Source organism: Amycolatopsis halotolerans (assembly GCF_042647905.1).
Lineage (GTDB): Bacteria > Actinomycetota > Actinomycetes > Mycobacteriales > Pseudonocardiaceae > Amycolatopsis > Amycolatopsis halotolerans.
In genome coordinates, this window is sequence record NZ_JBHRWI010000062.1 from 150,850 (window position 1) to 163,226 (window position 12,377).

11 protein-coding genes are annotated in these 12,377 nt (G+C 71.5%); 6 read left to right on the forward strand and 5 right to left on the reverse strand.

All coding sequences use genetic code 11. The annotated features are described in order from the left end of the window. Positions 1-64: 64 nt before the first annotated feature. Genes truA through ACFORO_RS40180 form a run of 3 tightly spaced genes read left to right on the forward strand, consistent with a single transcriptional unit; the run spans position 65 to position 1,554 of the window. Positions 65-901, forward strand: coding sequence for a tRNA pseudouridine(38-40) synthase TruA (gene truA, locus ACFORO_RS40170; protein WP_377874017.1), 837 nt, complete (start codon positions 65-67; stop codon positions 899-901). 57 nt (positions 902-958) lie between these two features. Further along, positions 959-1,162 (forward strand): CopG family transcriptional regulator, encoded by a 204-nt coding sequence (locus ACFORO_RS40175; RefSeq protein ID WP_067587897.1) that lies wholly within the window; start codon positions 959-961, stop codon positions 1,160-1,162. Next, entirely contained in the window at positions 1,159-1,554 is a 396-nt protein-coding gene (locus tag ACFORO_RS40180) for a type II toxin-antitoxin system death-on-curing family toxin (protein ID WP_377874018.1), read from the forward strand. Before ACFORO_RS40175 ends, ACFORO_RS40180 begins: the two co-directional genes overlap by 4 nt. On the opposite strand, the gene ACFORO_RS40185 is transcribed toward ACFORO_RS40180, so the two are convergent. The 3 genes from ACFORO_RS40185 to eccE form a co-directional block, all read right to left on the reverse strand. Beyond that, positions 1,551-2,966 (reverse strand): alpha/beta fold hydrolase, encoded by a 1,416-nt coding sequence (locus ACFORO_RS40185; protein ID WP_377874019.1) that lies wholly within the window; start codon positions 2,964-2,966, stop codon positions 1,551-1,553. The two genes, ACFORO_RS40180 and ACFORO_RS40185, sit on opposite strands and share 4 nt — an antisense overlap. 134 nt (positions 2,967-3,100) lie before the next feature. Beyond that, positions 3,101-3,820, reverse strand: coding sequence for a hypothetical protein (locus ACFORO_RS40190; RefSeq protein ID WP_354748200.1), 720 nt, complete (start codon positions 3,818-3,820; stop codon positions 3,101-3,103). An 82-nt stretch (positions 3,821-3,902) separates the two neighbouring features. Beyond that, on the reverse strand, positions 3,903-5,135 hold the full coding sequence (gene eccE, locus ACFORO_RS40195; RefSeq protein WP_354748198.1) for a type VII secretion protein EccE: 1,233 nt from the start codon (positions 5,133-5,135) through the stop codon (positions 3,903-3,905). 882 nt (positions 5,136-6,017) lie between these two features. Between eccE and eccB the strand changes: the two genes are divergently transcribed. From eccB to ACFORO_RS40210, 3 genes are all read left to right on the forward strand, one after another. Further along, the gene (gene eccB / locus ACFORO_RS40200) at positions 6,018-7,568 is read left to right on the forward strand and encodes a type VII secretion protein EccB (RefSeq protein WP_377874021.1); all 1,551 of its coding nucleotides are present in this window, start codon (positions 6,018-6,020) and stop codon (positions 7,566-7,568) included. A 91-nt stretch (positions 7,569-7,659) separates the two neighbouring features. Further along, a complete protein-coding gene (locus tag ACFORO_RS40205; RefSeq protein WP_377874022.1) occupies positions 7,660-7,968 on the forward strand; it encodes a hypothetical protein in 309 nt (102 codons plus the stop codon). Next, positions 7,965-9,014 carry a WXG100 family type VII secretion target gene (locus ACFORO_RS40210; protein ID WP_377874023.1) on the forward strand — a complete coding sequence of 350 codons (1,050 nt, stop codon included), beginning with the start codon at positions 7,965-7,967 and terminating at the stop codon, positions 9,012-9,014. Before ACFORO_RS40205 ends, ACFORO_RS40210 begins: the two co-directional genes overlap by 4 nt. Positions 9,015-9,138: 124 nt before the next feature. On the opposite strand, the gene ACFORO_RS40215 is transcribed toward ACFORO_RS40210, so the two are convergent. Together ACFORO_RS40215 and eccD are read right to left on the reverse strand one after the other, a co-directional pair. Next, positions 9,139-10,797, reverse strand: coding sequence for a S8 family serine peptidase (locus tag ACFORO_RS40215; RefSeq protein ID WP_354748190.1), 1,659 nt, complete (start codon positions 10,795-10,797; stop codon positions 9,139-9,141). Between the two features lie 8 nt (positions 10,798-10,805). Continuing rightward, on the reverse strand, positions 10,806-12,206 hold the full coding sequence (gene eccD, locus ACFORO_RS40220) for a type VII secretion integral membrane protein EccD (RefSeq protein ID WP_354748188.1): 1,401 nt from the start codon (positions 12,204-12,206) through the stop codon (positions 10,806-10,808). Positions 12,207-12,377 lie beyond the last annotated feature (171 nt).

Genomic DNA, 12,377 nt, shown 5'->3' on the forward strand with positions numbered 1-12,377 from the left:
GGCACTGTCTACATCGGACGAGCCCGCCGCTCCCCACGGGGAGGGCGGGCTCGTTCGTCTGCGGTTGGACGTGAGTTACGACGGCACGGATTTCTCCGGCTGGGCCCGCCAGCCCGGCCGCCGCACCGTGCAGGCCGAGCTGGAGCAGGCGCTGCACCGCCAGCCGCCGGGGGAGTCGGTGCCGAAGTCCGTGGTCGTCGCCGGCCGCACGGATGCCGGGGTGCACGCGACGGGCCAGGTCGTGCACGTCGACGTCGTCCCGTTCGAACCCGGTGCGCCGGGCCGGATTCCTGTGGACGAAAAGGGAATCCCGGATCTGACGCGGATGCGCGGCCGCTGGAACAAACTTTTGCCCGCCGACGCGCGGGTGCTGAACGCCCGCGTGGCTCCCGAGGGGTTCGACGCCCGGTTCTCGGCCATCCGGCGGCACTACCGTTACCGGGTCTCAGATGCCCCGTGGGGCGTCGATCCGCTGCGCCGCAACGACACTCTGGCTTGGGGCCGTCCACTGTCGACAGAGCGGATGAACACTGCCGCGGAGGCGTTGCTGGGCCTGCAGGACTTCGCGGCGTACTGCAAACAGCGCGAGGGCGGCACGACGATCCGCGAGCTGCAGCGTCTGGAGTGGACGCGGATCGACGAGCATCTGCTGGAAGTCCGGGTCAGCGCGGACGCTTTTTGCCATTCGATGGTCCGCAGCCTCGTCGGGGTGTTGCTGCTCGTGGGGGACGGGCGGCGCGGAACCGAGTGGCCGGGCGAGGTTTTGGCGAGCGGGGCGCGGGACAGCGCGGTCGCTCCGGCGCACGGATTGACGTTGACAGCGGTGGATTACCCGCCGGACGAGCTGCTGGCCGCGCGCGCGGAGCAGACGCGAAACGTGCGGTCGTCGACCGAGCTTTAGGCCGGGCCGGCCGTAAAAAGCAGCCCACGGTGATACCACTCTGGTATCATCAACAGCATGGCGATGACTTTGCGGTTGAACGACGAAGTGGAGCGTGCGCTCGCGTTGCTTTCCGAAGCGGACGGGGTGAGCAAGCACGAAGCGGTGGTGCGGGCGATCACGGACGCCGCGGCCCGCCGGGTCCGGGACGACCGGGTTCACGAGCTTTCCCTCGAAGGCCGCTCCCGCTACGCCGCCCTGCTTGATCGCCTGGCGCAGTGAAAATCGAGTACCTGACGCTGGACGACCTGCTCCTGCTGTCGGCCGACCTGCGGGCGCCCGGGATACGCGATCTGGGATTGCTCGACGCGGCGGCGCACCGGCCGCAGTCCTCGCTGATGGGACAGGACGCCTATCCGGAGCTGCACGAGAAAGCCGCGGTGCTGCTGGAATCCATCGTCCGGAATCACCCGCTGATCGACGGCAACAAGCGCCTGGGCTGGATGTCGGTGTACGTCTTCTACGGGCTCAACGGCTTCGACCTGGACGCGCCGGAGGACGAGGCGTACGACCTGGTGATCGCGACCGCGACCGGGACCCTGCCGTACCAGTCCGTGGCTGGGCGTCTGAGGGAGTGGTCCCAAGCCGACGCCCGGCCGCGGGTCGATCGTTAACTCGCGGGCGGAATCGGCGCGCCAGGGCAAGTCGTGTTCGACGTCTTCCCCGTGTCGAAGAACTCGACTGCCTTGGCTCCGCACGGCAGCTCCGCCAGCGAACCGTGCTCGTCGTCTTCGACGGTGAGCAGCGCCCCGCCGATGCGGGTCTGCATGTCGCGGACCCACGGATACGGCGTCACGGACTCATAGGCGTGCCCGACGAGCTGGAGCGGGCTCTTGCCCGCGGTGAACTGCCATGGCGTCGGCGGCAGCGGCCAGCCGGTGCAGCGTCCGTCGAACTGGCCGTGGCTTCCGGCGACCGGGAACTTGGCCGACAGCGCGACGTGGTGGCGCCAGTAGGTCTCGAAGTCCCGGGTGCCGGTCCCTTCGTTGCAGATCAAGGCATCCTGCTGGTCCCCGTTGAACTCCGGGTTCGGCTCGTTCCAGCCGAAGGCGGTCCGGGCCTGCGGCGCCGCGCCGGGGAGCGAGGCACCGGACCGGAGCGCGGCCAGCTGATGTGCGGAGTTCGGCCAGTTGGCGCGGTGCGCGGTGAGCAGGCTGTCCACGGCGGGTCGATCGGCGGCCTTCGCGCGAAGATCCAGCAGGGCCTTGATGACCTGGGCTTTCGTGGTGCCGAAGTGATAGACGCGGTCGTTGCCCGCGATCCAGCCGGCGAGGTCGTGGAAGGAAGCTTCCCGTGCGGCGGCCTCGTCGTAGTCCACGCGGCCGAGGTCGAAAGCGGGGTCCATGACGGAGTCGAGCAGCATCCGGCTGACGTGGCCGTCGAACAGCGTGCGGTATTCCGCGCCGAGTGCGGTGCCCCAGGAAATGCCGAAGTAGCCGATCTTGTCCTCGCCGAGCGCCTTCCGGACGCGGTCCATGTCGCGCGCGATGTTCGCGGTGGTCAGGTTCCGCATGAACTCCGGATCCTTCGCCACGCAGGCCCGATACCGCTTCGCGTTCTGCTCAGCGGTGAACCGGGCTTTTTCCTTGTCCGGCAAGGACGGATCCGGCTCGGCGGAATCATGCGGGCAGGAAAGGCCTGCGCTGTAACCGATTCCGCGCGGCGCGAAGCCGATGAGGTCGTGGTGCGTGCCGATGCCCGCGACGGTCGATTCCAGGAGATCGCGCGGCAAGCCCATGCCGGAATCGCCGGGGCCTCCCGGATTGACCAGGACTGCTCCGGCACGGCTCCCGGACGCTTTGATCCGGCTCACCGCGAGGTCGAAGGTGCGTCCGTCCGGCTTGGCGTAGTCGACGGGAACCTTCAGCGAAGCGCATTCGGTGCGGGCATCGTTCGCGGGCCAGCCACTGGCGATTTCCTTGCAGGGCTTCCACTTCAGCGGTTCAGCGGCCGTCGCGACGCCGGGCGCGAACGGGACGAGCACCACTCCGGCGAGCACCGGTGCGAGCAGCTTCGTGAGCATCATGCGGCACATCGTGGCGGTTTGGCCAGCGCCGGCTGATCGGCCGATCGGCCAGCCGCGGGCACCGATCGGCCGAGTCCGGAAAAAGTGAAGGCCTCCTTGCGGCAAGCAAGGAGGCCTTCACTTCTCCGGAGTTCTCAGTCGCCTCGGCGGACCGGGCCGAGCAGCTGCTGTTCCTTCTGCGTCGTGACCAGCCGCAGCGGACGCCACAGGTTCGTGCCCAGCGCGACGACCTGGTCGTCCTTCAGCGTGGTCAGCTGACGCATCATCTGCGGCGGCAGCCGCCAGATGCGGGCGGCCAATTCAGCCTGTCCGGCGGGCAGTCGCTGCATCAGCACGAGGTCCGCCGCGTTGGCCGTGGTGCCTGCCTGCGGGTGCAGGTACGGCAGCACGTACACCGTGGTCTGCCACGGCGACCGGGGCGGGAACAGGTCCTGCGGGGTCGGTCCGCCGTCGGTCACCACGAGCAGCGGGGCGTCCTCGGACGGGCGCGGCAGCTCGACCGGGGAGAGCCGGCGGATCTGCACCAGGGGCGACGGACGTCCGTCGCGGCTTCCGGCGGCCTGCTGCAGCACCTGCCACGCCGCGGGACGTCCGGTGGCCACGACCACCCAGGCACCCGTCGCCAAGGCGCGCATCGCGACCTGGCGGGCCAGGTAGAGGCCGCCGACGAGCACGATGCGGGTCGGCTGCGAGCGCAGGGCCGACACCGTCAGCGGTTCGCCCTTGAGGCCGGAGCCGAGGACGACGCCGCCGCGGTCGCCGGACGGGCTGATCGCGTCGAGCATGGCCGGGTCGACCGTGAACTCCGGGGCGACGCCGGTGTTTTGCCCGGCGTCGCGAACACGCGTGCTCATTCCGCCGCCTCCTCGAGGAGTTTCACGCTGGCTGCCGGGGAGGCCGCGGCATGAATAACGATGATTCGCTGGCAAGCGGCGCTCATGCCGTCCCTCCGATCGGCAGCGTCGCGGAGAACGCCGAGATCTGCATGCCCTTCAACGGGGTCAGGTCGACGTCCAGCCGCTCCGCGATGCTCTGCAGCCGCTGGTCGGCCGCGTCCAGCTCACGCGGGTTGCGGGCGCTGAGCCGCACCACGCCGCGCAGGCCGATGCGGCCCTCGTCGGCGGACGGCGAGATCGCCATGGCGACCGTCGCGGACAGCGCGCGCACGCTGGTGAGCCCGTTGAGGCTGCCGCTGATCTTTCCCTTGGGCCAGCCGGTGATCGCGTAGCTGGAGTGCCCGATGCCGGCCGCGGTGACGCCGGTCCAGCTCTCCTGCAGGCTGACCTTCTCGTTCGAACCGGCGACCGCGGTGAGCTCGGCCGCCGAGATGCTGGCGCGCAGCAACTCGTCCGGGTCGAGCGGCCGGGTCGGCACGCCCTGGGATTCCAGCGCGTTCCGCACCCGCGACAGCGCACCGATCATCGCGCGGTGCGCGCCGACGACGCCGCCGCCGCGTTCCCGGATCGCCTCCGGGCAGCGCCGCGGGTCGAGCCGGACCGCGATCCACGTGGTCCGCCGGGCGGCCGCGGGCAGCGGGCCGAGCACCTCGAGGTAGGAGCTGAGGGCCGGGGCGTCCGCGGGCATCGCGGCCGAACCCGGGTAGCTGTGCCAGATCATCTGGATGGAGTCCAGCAGCACGCCGCGGTCTTCCAGGCACGGCGCGAGCGCGGACAGCGGAAGGCTGGGCGCGCCGCCGGCCTGGGAGATCATCGCCGGCATCGGCTCGACGAGCAGGACCGCGGTCCAGGTGCCGTCGTTCCAGGCGATGCCGACTTCCTGCCGTTCGTGGTCGACGGCGTGCGCCACCACGAGGTCCGGCACGGCCAGCCGCAGCAGGCTGACGCGCGCGTCCTCCGGGCCGGTGACAGCGCTTTCCTCGGCGAGTTCCTCGATGCTGGTCGGCGGCGGAGGGGTCGCCACGCGGCCGCGCGAGCGGAACCGGTACCGCAGCGTCAGCGCGAGCCACTGGGTGAACCAGCGTCCGCCGACACGCAGGAACGCGAAGATCAGGCCGAGCGCCGCGACGCCGATCGCGACGTACTTGAGCTGCATGTTGATCGCGAGCAGCACGAGCCCGATCGCGACGCCGACTTCCAGCACGACGAGGTTGACCACCGGGAGCGGGCCGAGCGAGATGCCGCCGGAGCGCCGCCGCGAGGGCGGGGCCATCCGGAGCGCGGTCGCGGCGCCGCCGCCGGTCGGTGCGGGTTCGCTGCTTTCAGGGCCGCCGCCGCTCGGGCCGCCAGGGCCGCCGGGACCGCCGCCGCCGGGACCGCCCGGACCACCGGGACCGCCGCCGCCAGGGCCGCCGGGGCCACCAGGTCCGCCGCCGCCAGGGCCACCGGGACCGCCAGGACCATTGCCTCCGGGACCGCCCGGACGCGGACCGCCGGGACCGCCGCCGCCAGGACGTCCGGTGCGCGGGCCGGTGGGACCGCCAGGTCCGCCTGGGCCACCGGGCCCGCCCGGGCCGCCAGGACCCGCGGGGCCGCCGGGCTTGGGACCGCCAGGACCAGGCTTAGGCCCGCCGGGTCCACCGGGTCCACCGGGTCCACCGGGCTTGGGTCCGGGCGCGCCGGGCTTGGGGACGCCGGGCCCGGGAGTGACCGGTCCGCCGGGCCGTCCGGGACCGCCAGGTCCGCCTGGGCCGCCCGGACCACCGGGACCGCCAGGGCCGCCGGGAGCGGGAGTGCGAGGGGGCATTCCGGGACCGCCGGGAGCCGCACCGGGTCCGCCGGTTCTGCCGGGCCGCTGCGGCGGACCCGGGGGACGTCCCCCGGGAGGCGGTGGCGGTCCCTGCGGACCAGGCGGACGTGGAGGCGTGCTGACGGACATCCGCGCGTTCTCTTCCCCTCGTGAGTGCTGCGTACCCGGAAAGCCGGTCCCGGGATGCCTGACCCTAACCGGAGTTGGTAGAAACCCCACACCAGACGGTCCCCGTACGGCTATCCTGCGGAACCGTACCGCGACGGGGAGGACTGTAGGTCGAGAATGCCATCAACACCCACGACTAAGTCTCAGGTTCAGGCATACAAGTTCGTCCTGCGCAGGATGCAGTCCGCGCTGGTCCGCCGTGATGCGGTGATGCTGCACGACCCCATGCGCTCGCACGGGCGCGCGACGGCGGTCGGCGTCATCCTCGGCGTGCTGGGCGCCGTCGTTTTCGTGCTGTGGGGCCTGTTGAGTCCCGCGCCCGCGGTGCCGCAGTCGGACAACATCGTGATCGGCGAGCAGTCCGGCACCGTGTATGTCGTCACGGGAAACCCGGCGCGACTGATCCCGACCTTCAACCTCGCGTCGGCGCGGCTGATCCTCATGGCGCAGAAGCAGCAGAGCAGCCAGGGGCAGCCGGGCGGCGGCCAAGGCGGCCAGCCGCAGGCGGCCGACGTGAAGAACCCGACTGTCGTCTCCGATGAACAGTTGAAGAACATGCCGCGCGAGAAGCTCACCGGCATTCCGGACGGACCGCAGCTGCTGCCGTCGGCGGACCAGCGGGCTACCCCCAATTGGGCGGTCTGCGACGAGGTCGTGCTCGACTTGTCGCTGCCGCAGCCGGACTCGGTCAACAAGACCAACACCGACGTGATCGCCGGCATCGACAAGCTCGGCGGCGAGCTGCAGGCGAACCAGGCGCTGCTCGGCGACGCCGGGAACGGCAAGAGTTACCTCATCTACCGGTCGAACGCCAATACCGTGCGCGCCGAGGTGTCGTCCAGCTCCAGCGACCCGGTGCGGTCCGCGTTGCACCTGCCGACGAAGGCGCGCAAGGTGTCGCAGGCTCTCCTCAACGCGATCCCCGAGGTCACCAAGCTGACCCCGCCGCCGGTGGCCGGCGAGGGCGGGACGCCGTCGAGCAGTTTCGACGGCCTGACCGTCGGCAACGTCTTCTCGACCCAGCCCTCCGGCGGCGCGCTGGAGTTCTGGCTCATCGCCAAGAGCGGCATCCAGAAGGTGTCGCCCGCCGTCGCGGACATCGTGCGCACGGCCAAGAGCGGCGGCTCGGCCACCACGCCGACCCTGACCCTCGACAAGATCAACAACGTCAAGGTGCTGCAGCCGGGCGATCCCGACTACGTGCGGGTCGACACCTACCCGCAGGTCGTCCCGTCCGTTCTCGACGCCGTCCAGGCGCCGGTGGCGTGTCTCGGCTGGTCGCTCAGCGCCGACCACAGCCAGGCGCACACCTCGGTCTACATCAACAAGCAGATCCCGGTGGAGAAGAACGCCGACGGCACCTCGAAGATCATCAGCGTCAGCAACACCGGCCCGAACGGCGTGCCGATCACCGGCTTCTACATGCCGACCGGGTACGGCGCGGTGGTGCAGTCGGCCACCGAAACGAGCGCGACCTTCAACAAGGGCCCGATCCAGCTGATCTCCGACCGCGGCATCCGCTACGGCGTCCCGGACGCGGCGACCGCGAACGAACTGGGGCTGGACAACCGGCTGCCGGCACCGGAATCGATCATCGGGCTGCTGCCGACCGGAGCGTCGCTGAACGTGCAGAACGTGATGAAGCAGTTCGATTCGGTCCCGATCGACCCGAACGCGGGCTCGTACAAACCGCAGGCGGCCGGACAGCAGCAACCCGCGGGGAACTGACGGCGGGTTCCGTCCGTCACACTCGGACACGCACCGGGTGAGCGGAGGGTCGAACGTGGCAACGCCGGGAAGCAGTCCGGGAACAAGCGCCGTGCGGATCGATGGCGCGGTCGTCGGCGGCTACGCGGCGAAAGTCGCGCGGGCGGCCGACGAACTGGAGACCGCCGCGGGCGAGGTGGGCGCGAAAGCGACCACCTCCGAGGCGTACGGCGAGGCGGCCGCGCGGCTGGGCGTGCCGGAGTCGTACGCACAGGCTTCGCAAGCGTTGCGCGGCCAGCTCGCCGCCGGGGTGGCCGCGCTGCGGTCGGTCACCGCGGCGCTGGAGCAGCTCACCACCGGCCACGCCGAGCGGGACGCCGACGCGGCCGAGCGGATCGAGCGCGCCGGGAGGATCTCGTGACGGAGCCGTCTCTGGCGTACGTGACCGAGCTCGCCCGCGAGCTGGGCGTCACCGATCCGGTCGCCGCCTACTACCAGCCGCTCACCGGCCGCTGGGAGGAGCTGGACGCGGAGGCCGAGAGCCTGCGCGCCGCGGCCCGCACGGCGGCCAGGGTGTCCAAGGACCTCGCGGAGGACCTCGGCCGGATCGACGCGTCGTGGTCAGGGCCGGACGCGGACGCGTTTGTCGCCTACCTCGGCGAAATCCGCGCCGCGAGCGAGGGGGCGGAGGACGCGCTCGACGCGCTCGCCGGTTCGCTCGACCAGCTCACCGAATCGCTGCGCAAGATCGCGGGCGCGGCGGAGGAGGTGCTGGTCGACGCTGCCGATCTGCTGTCCGAATCGGCGATGCTGCCCAGCGGCGGCGCTTCGCGGGCGCGTTCGCAGATGCGGGATACCGAGCAATCGCTGAAGTCCTTGCACGAGGCGGCGGAGGACGTGCTGCGCGAGTTTGGCCGGTTGTGCTCCGGAGTGGACGCTCAGGAGGGGAGCCCGTCGAGCATCGAGCTGCGGCACCACTATCCGGCGGAGCAGTTCCGGCTGCACGACGCGGACGGGCCCGCGAGTGCCGCTGCTGCTGCGACCCGCCCGTCGGCCGACGCCGCGGCCGGGGAGTCCACAGTGGCGTCTTCCGCGTCCTCTTCGGACGATTCGGTGAGCCCGTCCGCCGCGGAGACTTCCCACCACGGCAAGGAAACCGCCGCCGATCCGCGGCTGGAGCAAGGCCAGGCGGGCATTCCGCCGGTCGAGCCGGTCGCCCCGGCCCCGCAGCCCGCTGCGGCGAATCAGGGCTCGGGCACGTCGATGATGCCGATGATGGGCTTCGCCGGCATGGGCGGCGGAGGCGGTGGCGGCGGAAGCTCGCAGCACAAGCCGCGGCAGCGTACGGCGGCGAAGACGTCCGAGATCTTCGGCGAGCCAGCGCAGGTGACTCCGCCGGTGATCGGCCAGGACCCGCCCGCGCGGCGGCCGGAGAAGGACGGGAAGCCGCCGAAACCCGGAAAATGACCAGGGAGGCCGTTGGCCGCGACATCCGCGGCGAGCGGCCTTCTCCGTCTCCGGAACCGGGCGCTCTCCATTGTGGAAAAGAAAGGGCCGCTCCCCGAGAGGAGCGGCCCTTTTCGTGCCTGAGTTATCGCGGAGGCGGTGACCCGGACCGGTTCCGCCGGATCGTGTGCACCACGAACAGCGTGATCAGCAGCGCCGCCACCCCGCCGCCGGTGCCGGCGAGCGCGACGATCATCGGCGTCGAGCTGATGCCGTCGGCGGGCGGCAGCTTGGCCTCCTGCACCACCGGCTTCGGCAGCGCGAGGTTTCCGGTGTCGCCCGGCAGATTCGCGGTGAGCGCGGCCACCGGGTCGACCACGCCGTAGCCGACGAAGCTGTCGCGGCCGCCGGGAGCGGCCGGGTGCTGCGCGGTCGCTTTGAGCCGCTTGACCACGTCGCGCGCGTTCATGTGCGGGTACATCGAGCGGACCAGCGCGGCGACGCCCGCCACGTACGGCGCGGCGAAGCTGGTGCCCTGGATCGGCGACGGGGTGCCGTTCGCGATGGTCAGGTTCGCCAGTCCGGTCGAGTGCTCCGCCGGGTCGAGCGACACGATCTTGGTGCCCGGCGCGGCGACGCCGACCCACGGGCCGTGGACGCTGAACGGCGCGATGCCGCCGTCCTCCTGGATGGCTCCGACGGACAGCACGTCGTCGGAGAACCACGGCGGCGTGACGACCGACTTCGGCTTGTTCGGGTCGGACTGGTCGTTCTGCGGGCAGTTTTCCGAGACGTTGCCCGCGGCCGCGACGACCACGATGTCCCTCTCGGCCGCGTAATGCACCGCGGCCTGGACGAGGCGCTCGCCCTCCTGGATGTCGCCGGGCGCGGTGCCCGCGCGGCAGTGGTCGACCGACATGTTGATCACGCCGATCCCGCCGCGGTCGGCGATGCCGCGGATGATCTGCGCGAGCGTGCTGAGCGTGCCCGCGGTGCCCTCTTTCTGCAGCTGCCGGTTGTCGCCCTTGTTGTCCTGCTGGGGCGCGGTGCCGCTTCCGCTGCCGGTGCCGCCGCCCGAGGACGGGGGCAGCTGGCTGTTGCTGCTGCCTGCCGGGGGCTGCGCGCTGTTGCTGCTGCCCGCGGGCGGCTGGCCGGTCCCGCCGGACGGGGGAGCCGCGGGCTGCTGCGGGCTGTCGTCCTTGGCGTAGTTCTCGCTCAGCTGGCGGTAGGACACGATGTGCGCGTCCGGGGCCACGCCGATGAAGCCGACGTTCGGGTCCTGCGGATTGCCCGCGATGATCCCGGCGACCTCGGTGCCGTGGCCGTCGCAGTCCTGCATGCCCGCCGGTGCGCCGTTGTCCGGAGGTGCGACGTAGTCCCCGCCGCTTTCCACCCGGCCCTGGAACCAGGGGTGCGGCGTGACGCCGGTGTCGATCACGGCGACCTTCTGGTCGCCGCCGACCGATCCGGTCGCCGCGCGGACGATCTCCTGCGCCTTCGGCAGCTGCAGGTAGTCCTGGCCCCACGGGCGGCCCTTGATCTCGACGTTCTGCCCGAGACTGCGCTGCACGCAATCGTTCTTCTTCTTGTACGGCTTGTCCGGGCCGTGGCTGTCGGCGGGCGGCGAGTCGCCGGGACCCAGCGGCGGCGGAGTGGCCCAGGTGCCCGCGGGCGCGTTCGCCGTCTGTGCCGACGCCGGAGCGGCGGCGAACGGGGACATCAGCCCGAGCCCGGCCGCGAACAGCGCCACCCCGGCGCGGCCGGGGAGGCCGAGCCTGCGGGGGAAGGAACGTGGGGAGCCCATCGCGCGGCTCACTTGAGGTTGAGGTGGCGCAGCGTCGAGTAGAGGTCCATCACGCCGAGGGCGAGCGGCAGCACCACGGCGATGCAGATCGCCTCGATGATCTCCACCGTGCGCCGCAGCGGCGGCGAGAAGCGCTGGTCCGGGAAGACCACGCCGACCACGAGGGCGGCCGCGGCGATCAGGATCAGCGCGCCGAAGACGTACAGCAGCCGCTGCTCGGCGGTGGCGGAGAAGAACAGCCAGCCGAGCAGGATGCCCGCCCCGGCGACCATGCCGGTGGTGAGCAGCGCGATGGCCTGTGCGCCGTTGGCGTAGGCGCGGGCGCGCAGCAGCAGGACCAGCGTGGCGACGACGCCGAGGATGATGCCGAAGACGTTCGGCGCGGTGGCCGCGAGGACCGCCGCGCCCGCCGTGGTGGCGCCGCAGCCGATCATCAGGCCGGTCATGTAGTCGTGCGCGACCGCGGTGCGCTGCTCGATCGCCTTGTAGTCCGGGAAGCCGGTGTCTTCCTTCAGCTCTTCGGCGGTGCTCGGCACGTAGGGCAGCGGCAGCTTGGCGAGCCAGATGGTGGCGCGCGGCAGGAAGGAGATGCAGCCCAGCGCGACGGCGACCGTGCCCGCCGCGACCGCCGCGGTCCCGGCGCTGGTCACGAGCGTCGCGACGAGGAAGGCGAGCGAGCCGAACACGCCCGCGGTGGCGGTGGCGATGAACACCCGGATGCCCGCGCCGACCACGAGGATGCAGACCGCCGAGACGATCAGCACCAGCACGGCGCCGAGCAAAAGGTTTGCCCGGACGGACAGTCCCGGCACGATGTAGAACCCGCTCACGAACGCCAGCGGGAGGCCGCCCGCGGAGGCGATCAGCACGCCGGTGGCCTCGGCCTGGTAGGCCTTGGCGAGCGTGGCTCCGACCGCGACGCAGGCGATCGCGCCGAGGCCGCCGGCGATCGCCGGGCCGAGCGAGGAACCGCCGTAGAGGGAACCGCTGAAGAACAGCGCCAGCGCGGAGAAGAAGAGGGCGAGCCCGCCCGCGACATGGCCGAAGCGGCGCGCGGTCTCCTTCGTCCACGGGCGGAAGGTGTCCGGGTCGGCCTCCGCGATGGCGTCGACCACGTCGTCGTACATCGGCGGCGGCGGGTTCTCGTTCCGCTTGCGCAGCTGCAGCAGCTCGCCGTCGACCACGCCGAGGGACGCGAGCGTCCGGCTCGGGTCGAGCGGCGCGTCGCCGAGCTTGGCCAGCGCCCACCCGCCGTGCCGGGCCCCGCCGTCCGGAGTGACCTCCTTGGCCATCTCCAGAAGCATGGGCAGCAGGTCGGCCACCGCCACGTCGGCCGGAAGCGCGACGTCGATGCGTGTCGTCGGTGCGACCACCGTGACCCTGCTGAATACCGTCGTGCCCGTTGCCACTAGATCCCCCGCTCTGAAAAGACAGCTCCCGGGGGAACTTATACCGAACCTGGTGGCAGGTTTCAGCGCGTGTCCGCAAATCGTCGGCGAAAATACCCGTCAAGACCCGTTTAGGCCAGACCGACCAGTGGGTTCCCCCGCCTGGTCCGTTCACTGTCGGTGGTGGTCCTT